At 57.6% G+C, this 24987-nt stretch carries 25 protein-coding genes; 17 read left to right on the plus strand and 8 right to left on the minus strand.

All coding sequences use genetic code 11. The annotated features are described in order from the left end of the window. The first annotated feature begins 1 nt into the window (after position 1). Both tviB and E4656_RS02235 read left to right on the plus strand, forming a co-directional pair. Entirely contained in the window at positions 2–1309 is a 1308-nt protein-coding gene (gene tviB, locus E4656_RS02230; RefSeq protein WP_135480782.1) for a Vi polysaccharide biosynthesis UDP-N-acetylglucosamine C-6 dehydrogenase TviB, read from the plus strand. A 54-nt stretch (positions 1310–1363) separates the two neighbouring features. Beyond that, positions 1364–2437: an undecaprenyl-phosphate alpha-N-acetylglucosaminyl 1-phosphate transferase gene (locus tag E4656_RS02235; RefSeq protein ID WP_135480784.1), complete on the plus strand. Its 1074-nt coding sequence runs from the start codon at positions 1364–1366 to the stop codon at positions 2435–2437. 31 nt (positions 2438–2468) lie between these two features. Here the strand turns inward: E4656_RS02235 and E4656_RS02240 are convergent, their stop codons facing one another. After that, positions 2469–3803 carry an O-antigen ligase family protein gene (locus E4656_RS02240; RefSeq protein ID WP_135480786.1) on the minus strand — a complete coding sequence of 445 codons (1335 nt, stop codon included), beginning with the start codon at positions 3801–3803 and terminating at the stop codon, positions 2469–2471. A 40-nt stretch (positions 3804–3843) separates the two neighbouring features. Between E4656_RS02240 and E4656_RS02245 the strand changes: the two genes are divergently transcribed. Next, the gene (locus E4656_RS02245) at positions 3844–4833 is read left to right on the plus strand and encodes a ParB N-terminal domain-containing protein (protein ID WP_135480788.1); all 990 of its coding nucleotides are present in this window, start codon (positions 3844–3846) and stop codon (positions 4831–4833) included. Between the two features lie 16 nt (positions 4834–4849). Continuing rightward, positions 4850–5845: a stealth family protein gene (locus E4656_RS02250; RefSeq protein ID WP_135482219.1), complete on the plus strand. Its 996-nt coding sequence runs from the start codon at positions 4850–4852 to the stop codon at positions 5843–5845. Between the two features lie 74 nt (positions 5846–5919). On the opposite strand, the gene E4656_RS02255 is transcribed toward E4656_RS02250, so the two are convergent. Continuing rightward, positions 5920–8151, minus strand: a complete 2232-nt coding sequence (locus E4656_RS02255) for a lipopolysaccharide kinase InaA family protein (protein WP_167855894.1) — start codon at positions 8149–8151, stop codon at positions 5920–5922. Between the two features lie 157 nt (positions 8152–8308). Here E4656_RS02255 and E4656_RS02260 point away from each other — a divergent pair, with 157 nt between their 5' ends. The 4 genes from E4656_RS02260 to E4656_RS02275 all read left to right on the plus strand — a co-directional run bounded on the left by E4656_RS02260 (position 8309) and on the right by E4656_RS02275 (position 11429). Beyond that, positions 8309–8947 (plus strand): YrbL family protein, encoded by a 639-nt coding sequence (locus E4656_RS02260; protein ID WP_135480792.1) that lies wholly within the window; start codon positions 8309–8311, stop codon positions 8945–8947. An 87-nt stretch (positions 8948–9034) separates the two neighbouring features. Beyond that, entirely contained in the window at positions 9035–9778 is a 744-nt protein-coding gene (locus E4656_RS02265; RefSeq protein ID WP_135480794.1) for a glycosyltransferase, read from the plus strand. An 8-nt stretch (positions 9779–9786) separates the two neighbouring features. Then, positions 9787–10620, plus strand: coding sequence for a glycosyltransferase family 2 protein (locus E4656_RS02270; RefSeq protein ID WP_135480796.1), 834 nt, complete (start codon positions 9787–9789; stop codon positions 10618–10620). Further along, positions 10617–11429 (plus strand): glycosyltransferase, encoded by an 813-nt coding sequence (locus tag E4656_RS02275; protein WP_135480798.1) that lies wholly within the window; start codon positions 10617–10619, stop codon positions 11427–11429. Before E4656_RS02270 ends, E4656_RS02275 begins: the two co-directional genes overlap by 4 nt. Positions 11430–11449: 20 nt before the next feature. On the opposite strand, the gene E4656_RS02280 is transcribed toward E4656_RS02275, so the two are convergent. Next, a complete protein-coding gene (locus E4656_RS02280; RefSeq protein WP_135480800.1) occupies positions 11450–12559 on the minus strand; it encodes a glycosyltransferase in 1110 nt (369 codons plus the stop codon). A gap of 159 nt (positions 12560–12718) precedes the next feature. Between E4656_RS02280 and E4656_RS02285 the strand changes: the two genes are divergently transcribed. Continuing rightward, positions 12719–14488, plus strand: a complete 1770-nt coding sequence (locus E4656_RS02285) for an ABC transporter ATP-binding protein (RefSeq protein WP_205849074.1) — start codon at positions 12719–12721, stop codon at positions 14486–14488. A gap of 3 nt (positions 14489–14491) precedes the next feature. Here E4656_RS02285 and E4656_RS02290 read toward each other — a convergent pair whose 3' ends face one another. Next, complete coding sequence (locus tag E4656_RS02290) at positions 14492–15217, minus strand: BUD32 family EKC/KEOPS complex subunit (RefSeq protein ID WP_135480804.1); 726 nt, start codon at positions 15215–15217, stop codon at positions 14492–14494. 172 nt (positions 15218–15389) lie between these two features. On the opposite strand from E4656_RS02290, the gene E4656_RS02295 reads away from it, so the two are divergent. The 6 genes from E4656_RS02295 to E4656_RS02320 all read left to right on the plus strand — a co-directional run bounded on the left by E4656_RS02295 (position 15390) and on the right by E4656_RS02320 (position 19432). Continuing rightward, on the plus strand, positions 15390–16085 hold the full coding sequence (locus E4656_RS02295) for a fused DSP-PTPase phosphatase/NAD kinase-like protein (RefSeq protein WP_167855895.1): 696 nt from the start codon (positions 15390–15392) through the stop codon (positions 16083–16085). 58 nt (positions 16086–16143) lie between these two features. Further along, positions 16144–16836, plus strand: coding sequence for a fused DSP-PTPase phosphatase/NAD kinase-like protein (locus E4656_RS02300; RefSeq protein ID WP_135480807.1), 693 nt, complete (start codon positions 16144–16146; stop codon positions 16834–16836). A gap of 268 nt (positions 16837–17104) precedes the next feature. Next, on the plus strand, positions 17105–17380 hold the full coding sequence (locus E4656_RS02305; protein ID WP_135480809.1) for a type II toxin-antitoxin system Phd/YefM family antitoxin: 276 nt from the start codon (positions 17105–17107) through the stop codon (positions 17378–17380). A 14-nt stretch (positions 17381–17394) separates the two neighbouring features. After that, positions 17395–17829 (plus strand): putative toxin-antitoxin system toxin component, PIN family, encoded by a 435-nt coding sequence (locus E4656_RS02310; RefSeq protein WP_135480811.1) that lies wholly within the window; start codon positions 17395–17397, stop codon positions 17827–17829. Positions 17830–18152: 323 nt separating this feature from the next. Beyond that, complete coding sequence (locus E4656_RS02315) at positions 18153–18605, plus strand: type IV toxin-antitoxin system AbiEi family antitoxin domain-containing protein (protein WP_135480813.1); 453 nt, start codon at positions 18153–18155, stop codon at positions 18603–18605. Then, entirely contained in the window at positions 18602–19432 is an 831-nt protein-coding gene (locus E4656_RS02320) for a nucleotidyl transferase AbiEii/AbiGii toxin family protein (protein WP_240753881.1), read from the plus strand. The genes E4656_RS02315 and E4656_RS02320 overlap by 4 nt, the downstream gene beginning before the upstream one ends. Before the next feature lie 44 nt (positions 19433–19476). On the opposite strand, the gene E4656_RS02325 is transcribed toward E4656_RS02320, so the two are convergent. The 4 genes from E4656_RS02325 to E4656_RS02340 form a co-directional block, all read right to left on the minus strand. Then, on the minus strand, positions 19477–20700 hold the full coding sequence (locus E4656_RS02325; RefSeq protein ID WP_135480815.1) for a sugar efflux transporter: 1224 nt from the start codon (positions 20698–20700) through the stop codon (positions 19477–19479). A gap of 273 nt (positions 20701–20973) precedes the next feature. Next, a complete protein-coding gene (nadS, locus tag E4656_RS02330; protein WP_135480817.1) occupies positions 20974–21258 on the minus strand; it encodes a NadS family protein in 285 nt (94 codons plus the stop codon). After that, on the minus strand, positions 21255–21593 hold the full coding sequence (locus E4656_RS02335) for a type II toxin-antitoxin system RelE/ParE family toxin (protein ID WP_135480818.1): 339 nt from the start codon (positions 21591–21593) through the stop codon (positions 21255–21257). The genes nadS and E4656_RS02335 overlap by 4 nt, the downstream gene beginning before the upstream one ends. Before the next feature lie 357 nt (positions 21594–21950). Further along, positions 21951–22925 carry an asparaginase gene (locus tag E4656_RS02340; protein WP_135480820.1) on the minus strand — a complete coding sequence of 325 codons (975 nt, stop codon included), beginning with the start codon at positions 22923–22925 and terminating at the stop codon, positions 21951–21953. Positions 22926–23033: 108 nt separating this feature from the next. Here E4656_RS02340 and E4656_RS02345 point away from each other — a divergent pair, with 108 nt between their 5' ends. Together E4656_RS02345 and E4656_RS02350 are read left to right on the plus strand one after the other, a co-directional pair. After that, positions 23034–24416, plus strand: a complete 1383-nt coding sequence (locus tag E4656_RS02345) for a DNA recombination protein RmuC (protein ID WP_135480822.1) — start codon at positions 23034–23036, stop codon at positions 24414–24416. Continuing rightward, the gene (locus E4656_RS02350; protein WP_135480824.1) at positions 24413–24970 is read left to right on the plus strand and encodes a 2-amino-4-hydroxy-6-hydroxymethyldihydropteridine diphosphokinase; all 558 of its coding nucleotides are present in this window, start codon (positions 24413–24415) and stop codon (positions 24968–24970) included. Before E4656_RS02345 ends, E4656_RS02350 begins: the two co-directional genes overlap by 4 nt. Positions 24971–24987: the final 17 nt, after the last annotated feature.

Here is a 24987-nt window from a genome sequence, read left to right on the forward strand (position 1 = left end):
TATGTCAGGCACAATACCATTTACCACCTCCTCTTTGAACACCTCAGTTTTTAACCTGGCTGTCATAGGTCTGGGGTATGTTGGACTACCTCTAGCCGTGGAATTTGGAAAGAAACGCCCTGTACTGGGCTTTGATATTAATACAAAACGCATTTCGGCTCTTAAGTCAGGTAAGGATCATACTCTGGAAGTTGATGATACTGAACTTAAAGAGGCAGCCTACCTTAGCTTTAGTGCTGACGTTGATGCCTTGGGTGAATGCAACTGCTATATAGTGACGGTGCCTACGCCGATTGATGAATACAAACGCCCGGATCTCACACCCTTGGTCGAGGCTAGTGAAATGCTGGGGCGGGTGCTGAAGAAGGGCGACATCGTAATCTATGAGTCGACAGTATACCCCGGAGCTACGGAAGATGACTGTGTCCCTGTGCTGGAGCGGATATCTGGTCTGAAGTTTAATCAGGATTTCTTTTGCGGTTACAGCCCGGAGCGTATCAACCCCGGTGATAAGGAGCATCGAGTAACGACGATCAAAAAGGTGACTTCAGGTTCCACTCCTGAGATTGCTGAAGTGGTAGATGCACTCTACCGCGAGATTATTGTCGCGGGTACCCACAAAGCCAACAGTATCCGCGTGGCCGAAGCGGCGAAGGTGATAGAGAACACCCAGAGGGACGTGAACATTGCCCTGATCAATGAGCTGGCACTGATATTCAACAAGATGGGCATTGATACTGAGGCAGTATTGGAAGCCGCAGGCACCAAGTGGAACTTTCTGCCGTTTCGTCCCGGCTTGGTAGGTGGTCACTGTATTGGTGTTGATCCGTACTACCTGACTCACAAGGCGCAGTCTCTGGGCTATCACCCGGAGATGATTCTGGCAGGCCGGCGGCTGAATGATGGCATGGGTCAGTATGTGGTGTCACAATTGGTCAAGGCCATGATGAAGAAGCGCATTCACGTCGAAGGAGCACGGGTGCTGGTGCTGGGTTTCGCCTTCAAGGAGAACTGTCCGGATCTGCGCAACACCCGCGTGGTGGATGTGGTTAACGAACTGCAGGACTACGGCGTCAATGTGGATATCCATGACCCTTGGGTGAACCCTGAAGAAGCTCAGGCTGAATATGGCCTTCAGACTGTCGCCAACCCTGATTCGGCTGCCTATGATGCCGTGCTGATTGCTGTGGGGCATCAGCAGTTCAAGGCGCTGGGGCCAGAGGGCATACGCGCCTTCGGAAAACCCAAGCATGTGCTGTATGACCTCAAGTATATTCTGGCCGCTGAGGATGTTGATCTGCGGCTGTAATGTTGAATCTAACACTGTAAAATCGACCCATTATTCAAGAGGTAAGGAAAGGGAATGGCGCACACTTCGCTCCCCGTCGAGCTATTATATTTTGTCTTCGCGTTCCTGTTCGCAGTCTTCCTCATTACCGTGCTGACGCCGCTGACGTTCCGTCTCGGCCTTACGGATGACCCCTGCAAGCGAAAACGGCACAGTGGCTCTGTGCCGCTGGTAGGCGGTATTGCCATGTTTCTGGTGATGGCCGGGCTGACTCTGTTGATACTGCCGATGACCCGCACAGCGGCGTACCTGCTGACCGCGAGTGCACTGGTTACTCTGGTGGGTGCCTATGATGATCGCTTTACCATGTCGTACAAGATGCGTCTGGTGGCGCAGGTTATAGCGGCTTTTGTCATCATCTATGGTGTGGGCAATGTGCTGCAGAGTTTCGGGCAGATCATACCCGGGGTGGAAGTGCGGCTGGGCTACCTGGCGGTACCGGTTACCGTGCTGGGCATAGTGGGCGTCATCAATGCCTACAACCTGATTGACGGCATGGATGGCCTGGCCGGGGGGCTGGCGCTGGTGGCCTTTGTAGGGCTCTTCGTGCTGCTGCGTGGTGAGATCTCGCTGACTTCGGAGATCATCCTGGTGTTTCTCAGTGGGGCACTGGTGGCGTACCTGCTGTTCAACCTGCATGTGTTCCCCAGCTACACCACCAAGGTGTTCATGGGTGATGCTGGCTCAACCTTGCTGGGGCTGATCATTGTCGCGTTTCTGATTCGTTATACGCAGGGGGCCAGCCGGGTGTTTGAGCCGGTAACAGCGCTCTGGCTGGTGGCAGTGCCACTGACGGATATGTGCATTACCTTCTTTCGGCGCCTGCGTCATGGCAAGTCACCCTTCAGGCCAGACCGCACGCATGTACATCACATCTTCCAGCGGGCCCGTTTTTCAAAGAACGCTACGCTGATCATTATCCTGCTTTGGGCGACCTTTTTGGCGGCAGTGGGTATTCTTCTGGAGCGATTGGGCGTTCCGGCATTCGTTTCGTTCGGCCTGTTTATAGTGGCCTTTGCCATTCATGCGGTTTTTGTGGCGCGAGCCTGGCAGATTTCTAAGTTCTTCTATCGGTTGCGGCGCAACTGAGGCCCGGTTGACAAGGGCAATTGCTACTGTTTTAGCGAAGCCTTTGGTGGCTGTGCTTTAACATTATTGTATAGCCCGGAGCCATCAGGACCATGCTGGCATAGACCCCGCTCCAGAAGAACAGATAGGATTCAAACAGGTTCATGATGGCAAACAGCAAGACACCATAGCCAGTGAACGCCAGGGTGTCATTGTGCCCATGGCCAGCTTTCACAGCTTTGCGAGTGCCGATTACAAGCCACCCAAACACCGCGATAATCAACAGGGTAGCAGGCAGTCCGAATGCCAGCGCAAATTCCAGGTAGGAATTGTGAAAGTGGCCAAAGCGTTGCTTTACTCTGTCTGGAAGTACTTCAGAAGTGTTGATTACATCCCCACGAACCCGCCCGCCCCAGCCTGTTACTGGACGCTCGGCAACCCAGCTCATGGCCTCTCGCCAGGTATTGATGCGGATGCCAATGCTTGTGTAGGGGATGTTGTCGAATTCTCCGGAGACGATGGCACTGACTGTGTCGCTTTCTCTTGCCAGTCGTTCCTGAACAGCCTCCTTGAAAAACCAACCGGAGGCGACCAACAACAGCAACACGACAGCACCTGCTGCAAGCCATCGTGGTTGTTTTGCCGAAACATGTCTGGACCGGGCCACCAGCAGAAGTAGCCATACTCCGGCACAGATCAGCAGGCCAAGCCAGGCTGCCCGGGTTTGGGTGCCAAATATGACAAGCAGCGATATGATGATGCCAGCCACTATACTTAGCGTCGCAAGGGCTCGCTGCACAGGGTGCTGTATTCTCAGAGCTCGATGTCCGAAACTCAGGAATCCGATTAACGCGATTGAAAAATACAGTGCAACATGCTGGGCATTGAGAATGCCGAAATCGACTCTTTGGCCAGAAAGCAGGCGCTGAATGGACTGATTGAGTTGTGGGTCGAGGCAAACTGCCAGTAGCAGCCCAAGGAATGCGACAGTCAGCATCCACAATGAGTTTCGTTCCTGGCCGCCCAGCCACCATGCAATGGGCAGAAACAGCATGATGCGAGGCAGGTTTTCCCATCGGGCGTACCGCACAGCCAACTCTGGATTCAACAAGTAGTTGATGCCGAAGAACACTATCGGCATGGCCAGCGCAATGCCAAAGAACCAGATCATAAGGTCGCTTCTGAACAAGGTCCGGTTTTGAAACAGGGTGTAGAAAAAAGCCAGTGTGAATATGACTTCCGGATAACGGTTGATGCTGGAACCCGTGATGAGCTTTATCATCAGGGTAATGGCGATACAGGCCAGACACAGCACCACCAGCCAGGCTGGGCCACGGTGATAAGTGCTTGGGAACCAACGATCAGTAACGGTGTTCAGGAACGACATACTCTACTATCCGGCATTTGAACCGGCGGGATGCTAGCACATGTTGTCCGTAGTGCGTACCGGGCAGCCGTCAAGTTATGTTTGTCATTTGTTGAGCACGCTGAAGCAAGTTTTGCTTTTACGAACAGTGCAGACCAAAGCAGCCATGTTTGTGTACACTTGCTGGCTGGTATATCAGGGTAACTGGATGAAGACTCAAAAGGGTGAGGTTGCGGACGTCAGGGCATTATCTCAACGTCCCGTAGAGGCTTTTCAGAGGGCTGACAATGTGGCAGCCTTGATCAATATACGAACGGATCTCTTGAGAGGGTTCTCATTCCTGGGGTTTCCGTGTGCCTCTGAGTCCTGTCACCCTTTGGTAGCCACAGCAGCTCATTACCATGCGGGCCGCTCCGATCGATATGAAGGCTCACCTCTTGAGCTGTATTACAACCTGGTAAGGCCCCGCTCTGTGGCAGAAATTCTGGGCTTGGAGGGCCGGTTCAGCCAATGGCGTTTGAATTGGTTGCCACCCCTGTTTGCGGATGTGCCCTGGCGGCGAGCGCCCAGTTTTCATGTGTGGCGGCGTAACATAAAAACCATGCGCAGAGACGCAGCCCAGCACGGCGTCCGCGTTACGGGTAGAAGTTGGAATTTTGCGGGCCCGACAGATGCAGAGGTGGCCAGCCTGGAATGGCATCGCGTCTGCTCACTGGTGGACTCTATTGCAGAGCACGGCTATGACGCATCCAAGGCGAATGACCATATTGGCGGGGCCTTGTTGGTTCGAGGTAAAGAGTACTCTCTGCTGGTCAAGGGTGGGCAGCACAGAGCAGCTGCCCTGGCGGCTCTGGGCTATGAGGAGATACCCGTCATCATCCGCCAGGATGCCGGCGTCATCAGGCGTGAAGAAGTGGACACATGGCCTGCTGTCCGTTCTGGCGTACTGACCAGAACGCAGGCATTGCAGGTGTTTGATCGGGTGTTTGAAGGCAGGCACCCGAGGTGTGTTCGGCCCTATTGTGAAGCCCTGACCAGCCTGTTTCAGTAGTCAGGTAAAGGAACTTATGTCTGCTTACGAAGTGGTTGAGCCACCCATTGATGCTGTGGTTACCTGGGTGGACGGGGATGACCCGCAACACAGAGCAAAGCTCAATGAATATCTGGCATCAGTGGGGTGCAGTCCGCGCTCGGCCAGCAGTACCCGTTTTGCTCATGTGGGTGAGCTCGACTATTGTGTGGCTTCTCTGTTGCGCTTTGCACCCTGGTTGCGCCGAATTCATATTGTGACAGACCAGCAGACCCCTGAGCTGGTCAGCCGGGTTGCTTCAAAGTACAACGGTACAGAGGTTGTTGTTGTAGACCATACGGCAATATTCCGGGGTTATGAGAACCATCTGCCTACCTTTAACAGCATCGCTATCGAGACCATGCTGTGGCGGATACCGGGTCTGACAGAGCAGTTCATTTATCTTAATGATGATTTCATGTTGCTCAAACCACTGCAGCCTGGCGACTTTTTTCAAGAGGGGCGGTCGGTACTGCGGGGATGGTGGAACTGGTCGCCTCAAAAGCGCTGGGACAAACGCTTGAGAAGTTGGTTCAAAGGCTCTGCAGAGAGGGCGTCTGGCAGGCCCAAAAACCGGGAAGCCCAGGCTCGTGGCGCTGAAATTGCCGGTTACCGCAAAAAATACCTCCGGGTGCCTCATAACCCCCATGCACTGCTGCGTTCCACCCTGGACCAGTTCAGTGCTGAGCGGCCTGATCTGGTTGAGCATAATATCCAATACCGCCTGCGGTCTTCGGAGCAGTTTCTGATGGATGCTGTTGGGCGGCACCTGGATCTGGGTGCAGGGCGGGCGGTTGTGGATAACCGTTTGCGTACATTGCGTTTGAAACCTGAGGACCACACTCTGCGCAGTCTGACAGGGTTTCTGGAAAAAGCGGAGCGCTCACCAGAAGTGGCATTCGCCTGCGTGCAGAGCCTTGATCAGGTCGATGAGCCGATTCGCAGGGAGGTTTTGTCCTGGCTGGACAGAGTGATTGGGTCGCCGTTTGAATGAGGGCGCCTGGCACTTTACCTGTAGTGAGTGACGCAAGTCGCGATTGGATTTCGGATCGGGACTTGCGTCACTCGCTACGATCCTTTTTCCGAGAACAGGTAGGTCACGCTGCCATCAATGGCGAGGCGGTTGCCTGAAACCTCTACCGTTGTACCATACTGATCCTCCATACGCTCGACTCCCTCCGGCGGGTCTATTTCTGCAGCCTTTAGTCCATGCACCAGGGTGACGCTTCTCTGCGGGCCCTCAAAATGCCACCAGATGGCGCCCTGTTTTTCTTCGCGGTGGGTAAACTGCAGGCCGCTCAAGTGTTTGTGAAACTGCACCAGAGCCTTCCAGCCGGGACGTTCCCTCCAGCCGTTCAGGTCATCCACCAGACCAAAACCGTGATGCGCCAGACGCCACCAGTAGGTGGTCTCGACAGCGCCTGAGCAGGCGGCAATCAGCGCAAAGCGGATCATGTAGGCGGCGCTGGTGTGTTCGTCGACGTGCAGCTCGCTTTCCTTGAGGTCAGGCCGCATGTAGGTGCCGGCAATGGGCGAATACAGGCCGGTATCCTTCAGCGGCCAGTTGATCTCGGTGACGTAGAAGCCGCGCTTGCCCCAGGCATCAGCCACTGCCTTGCCGTAGAGACACTTTTCCAGTGTGGAAAAGCGGCCCTGGAAGTTTTCCGGGGCGCCGCGGCGGTCCACATAGAGGTGGCCCGGCAGGGCATCGACCAGATGCGCGGTGCGGTCCAGCAGTGGCGGGTAGTAGTGGAACTCGAAGTCGTTGATGGCGGGGCCCAGGAACTGGTGCTCAGGGTAGCTTTGGCGCAGTTCGGCAATGCCTTGCCAGATGCGCTGCATGTCATCCAGCGTCCAGAAACCCCATTTGGCACGGTTGACGGCGTGGCCGACTTCATACAGGTGCACGTGAGCGTGGGTCTGCCTGACCACATCCTGCACAAAGGCCTGCCATTGTTCGGGCTGAATCACGGCCCGGCGTGACTGTATCAGCCCCACGGCCACCGGGTGGCCCTGCTTGTGCAGGCGCTGTATGGCCTCATAGCAGGCGGTTCTGAGTTCGGGCCTGTGGTAATACACTCGAACCAGCACCCGCAGGCCCGGGGTCTGTCTGAGCAGCTTGAGCTGCTGGTCTATCTGGCCATCCACCTCCACGCAGACCCCCAAGCGGTTGTCCATGGTGACTGGCTGCTGGTAGGCCTGTGCCTGCCGCGCTTTGTAGTGTCGGCGAATGCGCAGGCCATGACGCAGGTTGCTGACTACGGTAGTGATCAGGTCGCTGGTGGTGCGGTAGCGTTTGCGGTCCTTGCCCTTGAGTACAACAGAAGGCTGGGCAGACCAGGGGTCCCACAGCCAGGCATTCTGTTCATCAGGCTTGCCGCTGGAAATTTCCAGGTTCTTGGGCACCGAGTCCGCTGCCAGCGCCTTGCGCAGGGTGCGAATGGGGTGGCGCCATTTGCGGCTGTGGTAGTGCCACATGATTCTCTGGCGCTTGCGCTGCTCGTGGCGACTGAATGCGGCCGGTACCGCCTGATCACCAAAGTAGATCTGCCGAAAAATGCCCATGAAATGGGATGGGATACGCAGCCGCGCCAGGTCTTCAGCGCGGTCTTTCAGGGTCAGCTCTGTTTTCAGGGCGCCGCGGTTCAGGTCGATAAAGCTGACTTCGCCCCAGTCGATGCCGTCGTTGCTGGCGTAGCGCCGCAGCAGGATGTTCTGCGGGCCCAGATCATTGTGCTTGAAACCGGCGTCATGCATGACCCGACAGGCTTCTGCTGTTACCCGCATCAGGCGTACAAAGTCATCTGCATTTGGGCGCTGGTTGAACAGGAAGTTCATTTCGGTGTAGAGGTCCGAGGTTTCGGGCAGCAACCGTGAGACAAGATAGCTCTCCATCAGCCGGTTGCCTTCATAGCGCTCAAGGTAGCCGATGGGCTCGGTGACACCGGCGCCCCGGGCATACAGGTGTTCGGCATACTGGTGCGCGCGGGCAGCCTTGCTGCCTCTGCGCCGATACCACAGTGAGCGTAACCGGCGTGGCCGCTTGAAAGCCTTGATACAGAGCTGTTCGTCGGCGTTCAGAGGATCGGCAACTCGGTAGATGCGGTTGCGCATGCGGTAGATCAGTTCGGAATCGGGCTGTTGTGCCAGGGCCGAAATGTTTTCCAGCCAGCTTTGGACAGAGCCTTCCAGATATCGGTTGAGCACACGGCCTTCCAGCCGAGCCGGGCCGAAATCGGTGACGTTCTGATAATCCGAGGCCTGGGCCTGGAGCGAGGATGAGTCTGCCGCTGTGCTCATGAATTGCCGTGCTGGTATGTTGACCGCGCATGATAGAAGTGAATGCTCTCGCAGGCAACTGTGAGCACTGGTGCCCAGTGCCATTTTGAGTCAGTGCCTGATACACTTCGTTCGCCTCAGCATCGACAGCCTTTTGCGGCACTTTCGAGTAATTTTGATGGATATACCCTCTCTGCACTTGGCAGGCTCCAGCCCCGTTGGCAAAGGGAAGACCCGTTGGGTGTTTGAACATCCGCATGACCCTGATCTGCTGATAAAGATTCACCGGCATCGCGTCGATACGGCCACGGGTCCGTTCTGGAAGCGTTGGTGGGCCAGAAAGCAGGACCGTTTTCTGTATCGTTCCGGCATCCTGAGAGAACTCTCTGTCTTTGTGGATTCCAGGTACGGCGATCAGCATGCTGTCAACCAGCACATAGTGCCCGTGTATGGTGTGGCAGATACTGACCGGGGGCTGGGGCTGGTAGTGGCTGCAGCGAGAGACATCTCGGGGCAGCTTGCGCCGACTGTACTCAAGTTGCGAAAGTCGGGAGAGATGACGCCAGGGCGGGCCCGCGCACTGGATAAAATGCTGACCCTGATACTGGACACAGACCTGCTGATTGGTGATCTCAACCAGGAAAACATTGTGCTGTCACAGGCTGGCAGCGAGCAGGAAAAGTTCATGCTGATCGACGGTCTGGGTGAACGTACATTGATCCCTATCCAGAGCTGGTGCACTTGGGCCGCACGCCGCCAGAAACGTGTATTCGTGGAGAAGATGCGTCGTCGCCTGCGGCGTGAGGGGCTTTTGTGAGCGACTGCCTGCACTCTACGAAATCGGCTGCTTTTCTGGCATCATAGCCGCCTGTTGATCACTTCATCCTCCAACGTCAGGACACACATGGAACCCGTCAATATTCTCTGCATGAAATGGGGTACCAAATACGGCCCCGATTACGTGAACACCCTGTACAACATGGTGGCCCGTAATATCACCTTGCCGTTTCGTTTTGTCTGCCTCACGGACGACACCACAGGCCTGAAGGATGAAGTGGAGGCTCTGCCGTTTCCGAAGACCGGCTATGAGGCTTTTGACAACCGGGAAGACTGGACCATGCGCTCCGGGGCCTGGCTGAAGCTGGCGACCTTTGCCAAACCGCTGCATGACTTGAAAGGCAAGGCGCTGTTTATTGATCTGGATGTGGTGATCGTCGGCAATATAGATGATTTCTTCACCCATCCCGGTGAGTTCCTGGTGATCAAGGAATGGGACAAGAAGGACGTGACCGGCAATACGTCGGTGTATCGTTTCGATATTGGTGCCCATCAGGATGCCATCGACCATTTCCGGGACAACCCGGACAAGGCGCGTCAGGGTGTGCGCAACGAGCAGGAATACATTACCCAGTATCTGCATCGGCAGGGCAAACTCGGCTACTGGCCGGAGGCCTGGTGCCGCAGCTTCAAGCGCCATTGCGTGCACAAGGGTCTGAAGGCCTGGCGAGTGCCGCCGGAAATTCCGCATGATGCCCGCATCATTGTGTTCCATGGTCTGCCTAACCCGGAAGATGCCGTGGTTGGCCGCAGTGGCAAGTGGTACCGCAAGGTACTGCCGACGCCCTGGATTGCCGAGCACTGGCGTTGAACCAACCCATGAACCAGAAACCGCAGAATATCGGTGTCGTTATCACCACCTACAACAGCCCGCTGTGGCTGACGCATGTGCTGACAGGCTACGAGAACCAGCAGGACAGCGACTTCACCACCATAGTGGCCGATGACGGTTCGGATGAACAAACCGCTGTGGTGATAGAGCAGTTCCGCCAGCGCGGGCGGTTGCGGCTGGAGCATGTGTGGCATGAGGACCAGGGTTTTCGCAAGTGCACCATTCTCAACAAGGCCATTGCCGAAACCGACTGCGACTATCTGATTTTTACCGATGGCGACTGTATTCCCCGGGCGGATTTCATTGGTGTGCACCGGGCCCTGGCAGAGCCGGGCTGTTTCCTGTCTGGTGGTTACATCAAGCTGACCATGCCGGTATCGGAACAGATCACCGAGCATCATATCGAGCAGGGAGTGATTTTTGATGCGGACTGGCTGGTCAGCCAGGGGCAGCCACGCAGCCACAAGTTGTGGAAGCTGACGCGCTCGCCGTTCAAGCGCCGGCTGCTGAATGCGCTGACGCCCACCAGGGCCACCTGGAATGGCATGAATGCCTCTACCTGGCGCGAAGACCTGGTAGCCGTGAATGGCTTCAATGAAGACATGCAGTATGGCGGGCTGGACCGGGAACTGGGTGAACGGCTGTGGAACCGGGGTCTGCGAAGCCGCCAGATCCGCTACAGTGCGGTCTGCCTGCATCTGGATCATGCCCGGGGTTATGCAAAACCGGAGATCTGGGCCAAAAACAATGCCATTCGGGCCGAGGTGAAGCGCAGCGGCGTGAGCTGGACGCCCAATGGCATTCTGAAGGAGCAGCCATGAAGCTCAAGGAGTATCCGCCATCACTGCGCATGATGTGGCGCCTGAAACGGCTGCCTGACGAGCTGATTCAGCGCCGGCCGGATGTCGAAACTGACTTGCCGGTGACGGTGTCTCTGACGTCCATTCCTTCGCGCCTGAATGTGGTGCATCTGACCATTCGCAGCCTGCTGAACCAGAGCCGGCTGCCGCGCAAGATTGTGATGTGGCTGCATGAAAGCCTGGCCGAGCAGCTGCCTCCGGTGCTTAGCCGACTGCAGAGTAAGCGTTTCGAGATCCGCTACAGTGATCAGAACTGCTCCCACCGCAAACTGGTGCACCCGCTCGAACAGTTCCCGGAAGAGACAGTCATCACTGTTGATGACGATGTGATGTATCACCCTGATTGCCTGTCCGTGTTGTATGAGGATCATCTGTCACACCCTCGGGATGTGATTGCTCACGAGTGTCGGGTGATTACCTATGAGCAGGGAGAGTTGGCGCCCTACAAGTCCTGGCCCTGGGAACAACCCGGGCAGTCGCACGAGGGCACCCTGCCCATCGGCTTTGGCGGTACGCTGTACCCGGCTGGCTGCCTGCACCCCGATACCACCCGGTCGGATTTGTATCTCGACCTGGCGCCGCGTTCGGATGACATGTGGTTCAAGGTCATGGCGCTGCAGATGGGTACCCAGGCGCGCCGCTGCAGTGCGCCCTGTCCGCGCCCGCTGCCGATTCCGTTTTCGCAGAAGGTGTCATTGCAAAAGACCAATGTGCGCAAGCAGGGCAATGTGGAGCAGTGGCAGCGTTTGGCCAGCCATTTCGACCTGTAACCGGCTTGCCGGAGCGGGCTTCACTGCAGTGTGAGGCCCAGCATCCGGGCATAGCTCAGTGCCACTTCCTCCTGATCAAAAGCCCCCGCACGCGCTTGCAACTGCTGCCTGGTAGCATCGTCGGCAGGGTTTTCCAGTGAGTCCAGAATCGCAGCGGTCAGTTGCGCCCGGTCTCCCTGTGCTACCAGCTTGCCATGCCGGCCGTGCTCCAGAATGGTGGCAGATTCCCCCGGGCAGTCGGTGGCAATGACGGGCGTGCCGCAGGCCATGGCCTCTACCAGTACATTGGGAAACCCTTCCCGGTTGGAAGGCAGAATGAACAGGTCTGCCGCCCGGTACCAGGCATAGGGGTTGCGGACAAAACCGGGCAGATCAACATGCTCGCGGATACCGAGGCCCTCGGCTTGTTGTTCCAGTGGGCGGCGCAGCTCGCCCTCTCCGAGGATGATCAGCCGCAGGTCGCCGTGAGCTTCCCGGGCTTTTGCGAAGGCTTCTAGCAGCAGCGCCTGATTCTTCTGCGTATGCAGGCGCCCTGATGTCATCAACACCCGCTCGGACCTCTGATCAGCCAGCCAGGGGTGGCCAGGGTCTTCCGCCGCCAGCGCGCTGATACGGGCTATGTGTACCGGGTTGGGGATGTACTGAATCTGCCCCCTGGGTACGACACCATGCTGTTCCAGGTCTTCAATTACGTGATGGGTGTTGGCAATGAGCCCGTCAGCCTGGCGATAGGCCAGCCTGAGTTTGGTCAGGTTTTTCCAGCGCCGCAGCGGATTCTTGCGCATGATGTCATGAATGGTGTTGGCCTCCCGGACCACCAGCCTGTAGTCGCTGTACCAGAAGCGGGATATGCCTACCGCAGTATTGGCCTTGCGATACATGGTGAGAACACTGTCGGGGTTCAGCGCCCTGAGTGTGTGGGCCAGCTTTCGGTAGGGGTTGCGGCTGTGTGTGTTCAGGGCCAGGATCTGCACACCATCGTCGACATCCTGCCGCAACGGGCCTTCATCTCGAAAGACCAGCAGCGTGACCTCTATTCCCACTGCCGAGAAGTGGTTGGCCAGGTTGACACCCATTCTCTCGGCGCCGCCACCCTGAAACAGTGGCATGATGATGCAGAGTCGCTGCATTGGGTTAGGTCCGGTTCGCTACTGGGTTGAGTGGGCTATTCTGGCTGGGTCAAAGACAGGCTGCAATGGCTGTTGGGGATGACGTTGCCACTGGCCGCAGGTACCATAGCGCACCATTGTACATCCAGTACGTTTCAATCCAGCCGGAGACTGCCTCTTTTGAACGTTCAGTACGATCTCGAGATACACCGCCACTCACGCCGCAGGGATCTGTTGCTGCGCCTGTGGAAAGACTACACCCGCCGCCACATGTTCATGCTGCTGATTGCTGTCTGCCTGATAATGGTGGAGGGCAGTTCCCTGGGTCTGATCAGCTACATGATTCAGCCCATGTTCGACAATATCTTTGTCGAAGGGCAGCAGGACTACATTCTGATCATTGCGCTGGCCATTTTTGCCATCTTCATTGCGCGTGCGGTCAGTGGTTTCTTCCAGCGCGTCATTATCATCGGTATCAGTCTGAATATCGTTACCGACATGCAGAAGGACATGCTGGCGCGGCTGGTGCGGCTGGATACCGATTTCTATTCCGAAAACTCACCGGGCGCGCTGATCGAGCGCGTACGGGGTGATACGACGGCGCTGAAAAGCTTTGCGTCCAAGGCCCTGATCAATCTCGGGCGCGACATAGTTACCCTGATTTCACTGGTGACAGTCACACTCATCATAGACTGGCGCTGGACTCTGGCGGCCTTTGTGGGAGTGCCGTTGCTGGTGTTGCCGATGGTGTACCTGCAACGCCTGATTCTGCGCAAGACGCGCCGGGCGCGCGGGCAGTCCAGTGTGATGTCCACGCGGCTGGACGAGATTTTTCATGGCATCAAGGCCATCAAACTGAACAACCTGGCGGAGCATGAAGACGGTCGCTTCCGCAAGGAAACGGACAAGTTCAAGCGATCCGAGCAGAAAGCCCGCATCGGCAAGGCAGCCATGCCGGCTACGGTCGATATTCTTGCGGCCTGCGGCTTTGTGGTCATTGTGGTAATGGGTGGCCAGGAAATCGTCTCCGGGGAGAAAACAGTTGGCCAGTTCATGAGCTTCTTTACTGCCATGTTCCTGCTGTTTGACCCGCTGCGCCGTATCGCCAAGGTGGGTGCCGATATTCAGGTGGCCATGGCGAGCATGGAACGCATCTACGGGGTGCTGGATACGCAGCCGCGCGTGGTTGACAGAGTGGATGCCAGGCCCATTCCGGCCAACCTCGGCGAACTGGATGTCCATTTCAAGGAGATTCATTTCAGCTATGGCGAGAACCCGGTGCTGAAAGGCCTCGACCTGGTGGCACCGGCAGGCAAGATGACCGCCCTGGTCGGTGCTTCCGGGGCCGGCAAAACCACACTGTTCAATTTGCTGACACGGCTGATAGAGCCCCAACAGGGTGAAGTGCTGCTGGGTGACTACAATATCAACGAGTTCCGGGTGGAGGAGTTGCGTCAGTATCTGTCTGTGGTCAGTCAGGATTCGGCCCTGTTCGATGAATCGATTGCCCAGAACATCGCCTTCGGCAGGCTGGATGCTTCGCCGGAAGCGGTGCACAGGGCGGCCGAGGATGCACTGGTCACCCAGTTTACCGACAGCATGCCGGAAGGGCTTGAATCATTGGCCGGGCCGCGTGGGTCCAACCTGTCCGGTGGTCAGCGTCAGCGCGTGGTCATCGCGCGGGCATTGCTGCGTGATGCGCCTATCCTGTTGCTGGATGAAGCTACCTCGGCGCTCGATACGGAAACCGAGAAGCTGATTCAGAAGACGCTGGAACGCATTGCCAAGGACCGCACCACCATCGTGATTGCCCACCGTCTCTCGACCGTGCAGGACGCTGATGTCATACACGTGATGGACAAGGGGGTGGTGGTAGAGAGCGGCACCCATGAGGAGCTGCTGGCCAGAGGTGGCGCCTACAAGCGGTTGTACCGGACCTTCGAACAATAAATTTCAGTTCCGCTTTGGTTTGAACAGTTTGCTGAGCCATTTCAGTTTTTGTTTCAGAAACCTGCGGAACTCCATGGCTTTGAACCCGACCGAGTTCAGGTAACTGCGGTCGATGTAGTTGGCGGCACTGGGTGCAAACTTGATGAGCTTCTCGCATTCGACCCCTTTCTGGGCCGTCGGAAACAGCAGTGGGCGGCTAAGCCGGTAATCGATAATGCACACCTTCTCGTCGGGCATGATGAGAAAGTTGCGCAGGTGCGCATCCCGGCGCAGATAGCCCGCCCGGTGCACCCGTGCCAGGGCATCGCTGATGGCGGCGATCTCGGTTTCGGTTTCCCCTACCTTGCCGGGCACCTTCTCGTAGACGATAAAAGTCAGCGTCGCCAGGCCAAACTGTCGCACCACACCGGTGACCAGAGGCTTCGGTGCCGTAAGACCCAGGTCCTTCAGGACGAGACGCCAGCGCAGAAAACGCAGCACGTCCGGCTGCCGAAACAGGGTGCTGAACCGTTCCCACGCGTTGCGGTTGCGGCCCCGCGGAATCTTGAAGATGCAGTCCTTGCCCTGCATCCGGACATTGGCGACAAAGGCACCCTTGCCATCCTTGATGACGGTCATCCCCTTGCCGAGCTCTTCCAGTAACTGACCGAGGTCGCTGTAGGGTGTGATGGCCTCATCGTGATATTGCAGAGTCAGTTGTGACTCCTTGATGTGCTGCAGTTCCTTCATGGTGTTGCCTTGGTGTCAGCCACTAGCGGGAAGCGGGCATGGTAATTTGAAATTGCGTGGGACTCCAGCACGCCAGAGACAAAAAATAGCTTGGCCAGCCTGTGCCAGGCCACTGCCTGGACTCGAACCTTCTGATAGACTTTGTCGCCTTGCCAGTAGGGAGGAAGCATACATGGGGCGCTCAGCCTACAGACGTTGGCGTGATCGGTTGCCGGAACGCATGCACAGTCGTGCAGGGCGCTTCTGGGCCTGGCTCGACATGATGGTTGTGGACCATGGTTTCATGCGCCCGTTTTTCAATCGCCCGGAGCAGGTGGTGCCCGGCATCTGGCGCTCCAACCAGCCCACACCAGGCCGCTTGCGCCGGCTGACAGAACAGCAGGGGATCAAGGCTGTCCTCAACCTGCGCGGTGAAAGCACACGCGGCGCCTATGCGCTGGAAAAGCACACCTGCGACGAACTGGGGCTGGACCTGATCGACCTGCATCTGGCATCTCGGCGTCCGCCGCATCCGCAGCAGGTGGAAGCGCTGCTGCAGGTGCTGGACTCGGCCCCGCGGCCGTTGCTGTTGCACTGCAAATCAGGTGCGGACCGAGCAGGCCTGGCTTCCGCGCTGGTATTGCACCTGGCCGGTGGCAGCGATGACGCCGTGCGCCGGCAGCTTTCCATGCGCTACCTGCACATCCGCCAGGCCCAGACCGGCGTGCTCGACGACTTTCTGGAACGCTACCTGACCTGGCATGCCGAGACCGGTGGTGACCTGGCCGAATGGGTTCAGCACCACTATGATCGGGCTCAGGTCAAACGCGAATTCAAACCCAGCGGCTGGGCCAACGTACTGGTTGACCGACTGCTCCGCCGCGAATAAAGCTGCAAATGTTGTGTTAGTATTCGACTCTTGAAATTATGGGCACTGACGGCACACCATGATCAATCCTTATATCCGCTGGCGGAAAACCTGGCCCAACAAGATGCACCGGCCTTTGGTGCGTTTCATGGCCTGGTTCGAGTTGCTGGTGATTGACCACGGGATGTTCAGGGCCATATACAACACTCCGGAAGAGATTTCGGAGGGGGTCTATCGTTCCAACCAACCGTCCCCCTGGCGCCTCAAGGCCCTGTCAGAACAGGGGTTCAAGACCATAGTGAGCCTGCGCGGCCGCGGCACTGACGGCCCCTGGGTGCTGGAGAAAGAGGCCTGTGAGCGCCATGGGCTGGCCTTGCACAGTGTGCGCATGAAATCCAAGCGTCCACCGAAGAAAGAATTTGTCCGTGAACTGCACCTTATTCTGGCCACGGCAGAGCGTCCTGTGCTGCTGCATTGCAAATCCGGGGCTGATCGTTCCGGACTTGCGGCTGCGGTCCACATCCTGACCAGTGAAGAAGGCACCATCGAGCAGGCCAAGGCTCATCTCTCCTGGAAGTACCTCCACAGCAGCAGCGCTCGTACCGGCATCCTGGATGCCTTTGTGCGGGAGTATGAGGCCTTCAATGCACAGCAGCCGATACCGTTCATGGAGTGGCTAGAGCATCACTACGAACCGGAAGCTCTGAGAGCCAGCTTCAAGCCGAGCGGATTCGCCAGTTGGGTGATCGACAAGGTGTTGCGGCGGGAATGAACCCCGGAGACTGTAAACCTGTAGCGAGGCACATGTAGCGAGGGACGCGAGTCCCGACAGGGGCCGGCAGGCCCAAAAAAGGCGGCGGGCGCCGCCATCGGCACTTGCGTGCCTCACTACAATTCAATCGGGACTTGCGTGCCTCGCTACAATTCAATCGGCACTTGCGTCCCTCGCTACACGTCCCTCAATTCAGACAAAGTACTTCGATTGTGTTTTCTATCGCAATGATCATAATGATCATAATGATGTTAACGAGGGCATTCCCATGATCACTGAAACCAATGCGGTCCAGTTCCGGCAGAATCTCGGAGAAATGATCAATCAGGTTCAGTATCGACATGACTGTGTTCTGATAAAGAAAGGGGGCAAGCCGGTAGCGGCCCTGGTGGACGCCCGAATGTTCGAGCGTATCCGAAGAATGGAAGAACGATTCAACGCCCTGTCTCAGCGGTTGGAATCAGGGTCTCGCTCTATATCCGAAAGCGAAGGTCTTGCAGAAATTGATGCGTTGGTGATGGAAGAGCGACGTACGCAGAAATAGGGAGCCCGGAAAGCATGAGCAATGGATTGACGGTTGTGCTGGGTACCAATGTGTTGATTTCGGGACTCAGCTTTCCGGCCAGTGTCCCCGGCGCGGTGGTAGCAGCCTGGCGGTCGGGTGGCATTGAGGTCGTGTCTTCTGATTACATGCTGGATGAATTGCGACGAGTGTTGCCGAGATTAAACCATCGGCATGGTATGAGTGATGGTGAAATCGACGACCTGGTCGACATCATGAGCTTCTGGGTTCAACTGGTGGAACCGGTGATTCCTGACACCGTGTCAGTGCGCGATCCATACGATGTGGCCGTGTTGGGCACCCTGCTGGCAGCCAGGGAACATTATGGTGCTGATTATCTTGTCACAGGAGACAAGGATTTGCTGGAGCTGAAGGCGCAATTTCCCATAGTGACGCCGGCTGAATTCTGGCGTCGCCATGGTGGGTTGTAGTTTGTAGGCTGTGAGCTTGCTCACGCATGTTCGACGAAGGCACCTCTGCGTGGCCGAGGGCCACTGTGCATGGCAATCTGCAAATTTTACATGGATAATCGACAAATAACCGATTACCTGTGTAGAATATACACACAATGTTGATGAAATCACTCGCTCAGTTTGGGTCGGTCCCATTCACTCGCGGTTCTCTTACCTCTGTGCTGCGGGATTATCGGCGCCCGAACGATAAAATTGCCCAGTTGATCGAATTGGGCTATTTGCTGCCCCTGAAAAAAGGGGTTTATGTACTGGGTGATAAGATCCGTACCGGTGCCGTATCCATGCCTTTGGTAGCCAATATCCTGTACGGGCCGTCTGTGGTGTCGTCGGATTCCGCACTGGCGTGGCATGGGTTGATACCCGAGGGTGTGTTTGGCGTGACTTCGGTAACGCCACGACGTGCCCGTTCCTATAGCACCCCGCTGGGGGAGTTCAGCTACCAGCACATTCCGGCATCAGTCTATCCGGTTGGTATTCGCATCGAGTCCGGTGAAGGCAACCATCGATTTCTGATGGCATCGCCAGTGAAAGCGCTCTGCGACAAGATCTTGCTGACGCGGCGAGTCAGGCTGACGTCCTTTTCAGCCATGCGGCAGTTTCTGGAAGAAGACCTGCGCCTGGACATGGATGAACTGCAGGGGCTGGATTTGTCGACGGTCAGGATGTATCAGAAAGGAGGGCTCAAGGTGGCAGCATTGACACAGTTGCAGCGGGTTCTGGAGGCACTGGAATGAGTGTGATCGAGCAGATGCTGAGCCGCCATGATAGCTCCGATGATCAGTCCCGACATCTGGCAGTTCGTGAAGTCATGCAGGAAATTGCCCTGGCAGGTCTGCAGCGCGGCGGCTTCTTTGACCAGGCCGCGTTCTATGGCGGCACCTGCCTGCGGATTTTCCATGGGCTGCCCCGGTTCTCTGAAGACCTGGATTTTTCTCTGCTGGCGCCGTCTGCCGAGTTTTCTCTGGAGCCTTATTTTCGGGCTCTGCAGGATGAGTTCTCTGCGTTGGGTGTGGAAGTGTCCATTGCCGCCAAGAAGAAAGTGAACGATTCCGCAGTGGAGTCAGCCTTTCTGAAAGAGGCAACAGGGCGTTACAGCCTTCAGGTACGTGGAATGAGGCCCATCAAGATTAAGGTGGAAGTGGACACGGACCCACCTCTGGCTTTTCAGACTGAGGAAAAGCTGTTGCTTCAGCCCTATTCCTTCTATGTGAAATGTTTTTCCCTGCCGGATCTTTTCGCCGGAAAAATGCATGCCCTGTTGTTTCGGCGCTGGAGAAATCGGGTGAAGGGGCGCGACTGGTATGATTTCGAATGGTACGTTCGGCATGGCCATCCGGTCAGTCTCGAGCATTTCGCGGCCAGGGCAACGCAGAGTGGTGATCTGAGCCAACCCCGCATCAGTGCCGACGAATTGCAGAGGCTGTTGTCAGAGCGCATCGAGTCGGTAGATTTTGAATCTGCAAAGGAAGATATAGCCAGATTTGTTCCGGATCAGCGGGTGCTGGATATCTGGTCGCGAGATTATTTTCACCAGCTGTGTAGCCATTTGAAGACCCAATAGCACGCATGGTACCTGTAGGCTGTGAGCTTGCTCACGCATGGCGCCTATTCGGTTCGGGTGCACTGCCACAGGGCGAGGGCGGCGATGCCCATCAGCACAACGTTGGCCAGAAACACCATGCTGTAACCGGCGAACTGGGCGACGACACCCCCCAAACCGGCGCCGACCAGGCTGCCGACCTTGATGGCGTTGACGTACAGGGTCGAAGCCATGCCCAGTCGTCTTGGCATCAGCCGCTGGAACACGCTGATGCCGACGCCAGCGGCGAGGCCGATCAGCACGCCATTGAAGATCTGCAGCAGGGCCAGCATGGTGACCGACTCGAACAGAAATATGCCCGTATAAAAGACAGCACCGCCCGCAACGGCAATCCACAGCGGGCGCAGCAGCGGCCAGCGGTGTGCCATGGCGCCGCCACCAATCATGATGGGAATCTCCAGCCCGGCGGCCAGGCCCATCAGCAGGCCGGGTACGATGCCGCCAATGCCCAGCGTCTCACGCACATAGAGCGGCATGTAGACGATATACATGGTGTTGGCAGCGAACACTGCCATCATCATCAGAGCCAGCCATTTGATGCGTCGGCTGGTCGGGGCCTCGGCGGGGCTGCTGCCGAGAATGGCCCGGCCGTCCGGCAGGCCGGGCAGCAGGGGCAGGCAGAGCGCGAACATGGCGGCCACTATCCACATCAGGCGGGTAAAACCAACCCATTCGAACATCAGGTAGGCCAGCGGCGGGCCGATGATCCAGCTGGCCGAAAAGCAGGCTCGCAGTACGGACTGGAACAGCGCCGCATCCTTCTCTTGCACCGCTTCCCGCGCCATGGCGAACAGCTGCGGCTGTGCGGTGGAAGAGAGCCCGAACCAGATCATGCCGCACAGCAGCAACCAGCCATACTGGGTGATGTAGGCCAGGCCGAGCGAGCCGAACAGGCTGACGGTGACCGACACCCAGAGAATGCGTACGCGCCGCAGGCCCTGATCCGAGGCCTTGGCCAGGCTCTGGCTGATCAGCACGCCGGAAAGGGTGTTGAGCGCAAAGAAGACCCCGATCCAGAGCGGTGAAATACCCAGGCCGATGGCCAGGTGGGTGCTCAGCACCGGGAACACCCCGGCCCCGGCCAGCCCGAGCAGCAGGGCCAGAATCAGCAGCCGCAGGCGCTGGGGTTCGAACCAGAGGGCTGTCCAGTGTGGAGCGGCATCAGGCTGATCTGGGTTGCCGTAAGCGGTTTCACTGGAGGTCTGGGAGTGCGGGGTCGATGTCGTCATGGTTGTGCGTGCAGGCGTCTCCGGGGTTGGCAGCGGATGTTGGAAATTGGGGTAGAGCGGGGCGAGGTATGATACGCCTGCCGATCGGTCGGAGCAATGGTACCAATATCAAGGCTGTAGGAGGCCAGCCCTCACATACAGGCCGTGGGAGGCCAGCCCCTGGCCGATATGATATATCGCTCGCGGGGCGAGCTCCCACGGCAAGGTGGCCGTAGGAGGCCAGCCCCTGGCCGATAAGCCCCTGGCCGATTGATCAGCCAGGGGTTGCCGGAGTCAATGTGAGGCAATTTCATCGAAGATGGCGGGATTATCCTGAATGGAAGCCAGCACTTTGGCTGCCAAGCCGGTAGGGTTGCGGCGCTTGGATTCCCAGCTTTTGATGGTATCTACACTTGTGCCCATTGCTTTTGCAAATTCTGCCTGAGAGATATGAAGCTTGGCTCTGATGGCCTTTACATCGGCAACTTTGTAACTTGAAGTGCGGCTTGCAACCTTCTTGCCCTGCTCGATGTCTACAGCCTCCTGCAGTGAGGTTTGAAGATCGTCAAAAATGCTCATTGGGAAACCTCCTCTTTGAGTTGCTGAGTAAGGGCCTTGAGATAGGATTTCTCCTCAGGAGTCAGGTCATCCTTCACGTTTTTGGAATAAGCCAGCAGCAGGTAAACCCTTTCTGCAGTTGCAACAAAATAGATGACTCTGGCGCCGCCCCTTTTGCCCTGATGTCTTATCGCCATCCTGGCCTTGCGAAGACCTCCGGTGCCTGGAATAAGATCACCCTTTTCAGGTTGAGCAATGATGCTATTCTGAAACGCTTTCAACTCATCATCGGTTGCAATTGAGCGTATCTGACGAGTGAATGTATGGGTTTCAATAAAATCAATAGCATGGCTCACGTGGGCGCATCCTTATCCTTGGAAGCTAGAGTACAATGTACACCCTTGTTGCCTGTTTTTGCAATACATTCATCATGGGGGCGATTGCCCGTAGGAGGCCAGCCCTCATATTTCAGGCCATGGGAGGCCAGCCTTCATATTTCAGGCCGTGGGAGGCCAGCCCCTGGCCGATAAGCCCCTGGCCGATTCATCGCTCGCGGGGCGAGCTCCTACGGCATGCGGTGGTTGGGCGAGCTCCCACAGCAAGGTGTGGTGGCCGTAGGAGGCCAGCCCCTGGCCGATAAGCCCCAGGCCGCTACATCGCTCGCGGGGCGAGCTCCTACGGCATGCGGTGGTTGGGGCGGGCTCCCACGGGCATTACATCTTCGGTTTCGGTAACTCCGCCGACCAGGGCAGCAGGGTCTGCTGGGCGAGGTCGATGTTGTCATCAAACAGCGTCAGCAGTACGTGCAGCTTGCCGACCAGGGCTTCCAGCGTCATGGTGCCGGCGCCGATCAGGCCGCCTTCACGCAGGGCGGCGGCGGCTTCGTAGCGGTCCATATCCACATTGGCGCGGTAGCACTGGCTGCGGTTGATCAGCAGTGTGCCCTGGTCGGCGGCGTAGCCGAGCAGGTCGCGCAGTTCCTGCGTATCCGGCGCATTGCCGCTGCCGTAGGTGAGCAGTATCAGCACCCGGGGTCGCGTTTCGATCAGCGCCTTGAGGCCAGCCAGCGGGGTGCCGGGCAGGTAGTGGTAGACCTCGATCGCGGCTTCGGTGACCGGAATCAGCCGGGGTGGTGACTCCGGCGCTTCCAGATCGGCCTGCAGTTGCACGCCGTGCGGGGCCGCAAAGGCCTTCAGACGGTCGGTGTTGATCTTGGTGACATGGGCGCCGTGGTACAGCTTGCTGTCAAAGGTCAGGTAGACATCCTGCAGGTCGTCGCGGGCTGCCGTTTCCAGTGCCAGCATGACATTGTCCAGGCCGTCCGTGTGTTCTTCCCATACCGGAATCTGGCTGCCGGTCAGCACCACCGGCTTGCGGGTGCCACGCAGCATGAAGGCCAGGGCCGAACTGGTGTAGGCCATGGTGTCGGTGCCGTGCAGCACCACGAAGCCGTCGTAGTCATCGTAGTACTCGATGATGTCCCGCCCCAGCTCATTCCAGTGCTCACAGCGCAGTTGCGAGGAGTCGATCAGCGGGTCGTACTCGCGCCAGTGCACCTTGTGCGGGAAGTCCATCTGGCGCAGGTGTTCACGGATACGGCCTTCCAGATAGCCTGGCTGAGGCCGCCAGCCGCCGTCGGAGGGCACCATGCCGATGGTGCCGCCTGTGTAGATAATCAGAATAGTCATGAAATCCGCCGCTTTTCATTCACTGGTTCATACTTGCCGTAACCGTCCTGTATACTGATTCGGTGCCGTTCGCACAAGGTTTTGGTCAAGGGAGAAGAACCCGATCTGATGTCTGTCCTCGAAAATTTACTCGCCAACCCGCCCCTGTTGTTCACCATCGCCGGCCTGCTGGTGGCCGCTCTGGCCGCCAGTGTGGCGTTCAATGTGCGTCAGCGCTCCTGGCTGCAGCAGCGGGATGATGAACTGGCAGAATCGCAGGAAGCCCGCCAGCAGCAGGAAGTCATGCTGGGCCGGCAGGAAGAAACCATACAGGGGCTGCGCGAGCAGCTGCAGGGCAGTGAGCAGGCACTGACTCAGGCCCGGCAGGAAGCCCAGCGCGAGTACCAGACCCGCCTCGAAGCCGAACAGAAGCTGGCCCTGGAGCGGCAGCGCCTGCAGTCCGAACGCCAGCAGTGGGAAGAAAAGCAGCGGGTGCTGGAAGACTCGGAAGAGCGCCTGCAGAAAAACTTCGAAAACCTGGCCAACCGCATCTTCGACCAGAAGCAGCAGCATTTTTCGCGCACCAGCCAGGAGAGCCTGCAGAACCTGATGCAGCCCATGCGCGAGCAGTTGAAAGACTTCCGCCAGCGTGTCGAGACGGTCTACGAAAAAGACACCGAAGACCGCCAGAGCCTGCGTTTTCAGCTCAACGAGCTGAAAAAGATGAACGAGACCATGAACGAAGAAGCGCGCCGCCTGACCAACGCCCTGAAAGGCGAAAAGAAAACCCAGGGCAACTGGGGCGAGATGCTGCTCGAACGCATTCTGGAAGAAAGCGGCCTGCGCAAGGGCCATGAATACGATGTGCAGTTCAGCGCCAGGGGCGAGAGCGGCCAGCGCCTGCAGCCGGATGCCATCATCCACCTGCCGGATGAAAAGGACATCATCGTTGACGCCAAGGTCTCGCTGGTCGATTTCGAGCGCTATGTGAACGCCGAAGATGAGCTGGACCGTGCCGCCTCGCTGAAAGCCCATGTGGATGCGGTGCGCACCCAGATGAAGAACCTGTCGGCCAAGAACTACGAACAGATAGACAGCCTGCGCACACTGGATTTTGTGCTGATGTTCGTGCCGGTGGAAGCCGCCTTCCTGGTGGCCGTGGAGCAGGACCCGATGCTGTTCCGCGATGCCTTTGACCGCAACATCATCCTGGTCAGCCCCAGTACTTTACTCGCCGTTTTGAAAACCATTCACAATATCTGGCGTAATGAACATCAGAACCGCAACGCCGTGCAGATTGCCGAAGAGGCCGGCAAGCTGTATGACCAGTTCGTGCTGTTTACCGAATCGCTGAAAGACGTGCAGAAGCATCTGGGCAAGTCGCAGGACAGCCTGGACAAGTCGATCAAGCAGCTTTCGGAGGGCCGCGGCAATGCCGTACGCAGAGTCGAGAAACTGCGTGAGCTGGGGGCGAAAAACAAGAAGCAACTGTCCGTGGATGATCTGTCATGACGCCTGTTGTGCATTATTTTGCCATTGGGTCCAACATTGCGCCGGAGCTGCATGTGCCGCCGGTGATCGACGCCTTCGCCGGCGTGTTTGGCGAGGTGATGCTGGGCCGGCTGTTTCGTACCGAGCCCGTCGGCGTGGCGCTGGAGCAGGGCGCAACCGGCCAGCAGCCGGTCAACAGCCGCTTCCTGAATGCCTGCTTTGCCGTCTCGGTGGAGGAAGTGGCGCTGTCACCCGAGTGGTGCGCCAAGCTGGGCAAGGTGATGGAAGTGCAGCACGGCCGGCCACTGGCGCAGCCGGACCGGCGTCACAGCAGCCGCACCGTGGATATCGACTACCTGTTCAGCAGCGCAGACGATATCAGCGCCGCAGTGGCAGAGCTCGAGAGCTACAGCGTGCTCGACCTCGACCGCCTGCTGCAGCATTTTGACCAGCCCGTACCCGAGCTGCTCGCCCGCACCGAAACGCTGCTGGTCGAAGGCGCTGTCTATCAGGAAACCGGCATCCAGCCCCTGCATTTTCGGCAGCAGCAGAGCATCCGGTTTTTGTGGATGTAAACACCAAGGTTGCCGAG

This window comes from Natronospirillum operosum (assembly GCF_004768465.1).
Taxonomy (GTDB): Bacteria; Pseudomonadota; Gammaproteobacteria; order Pseudomonadales; family Natronospirillaceae; genus Natronospirillum; species Natronospirillum operosum.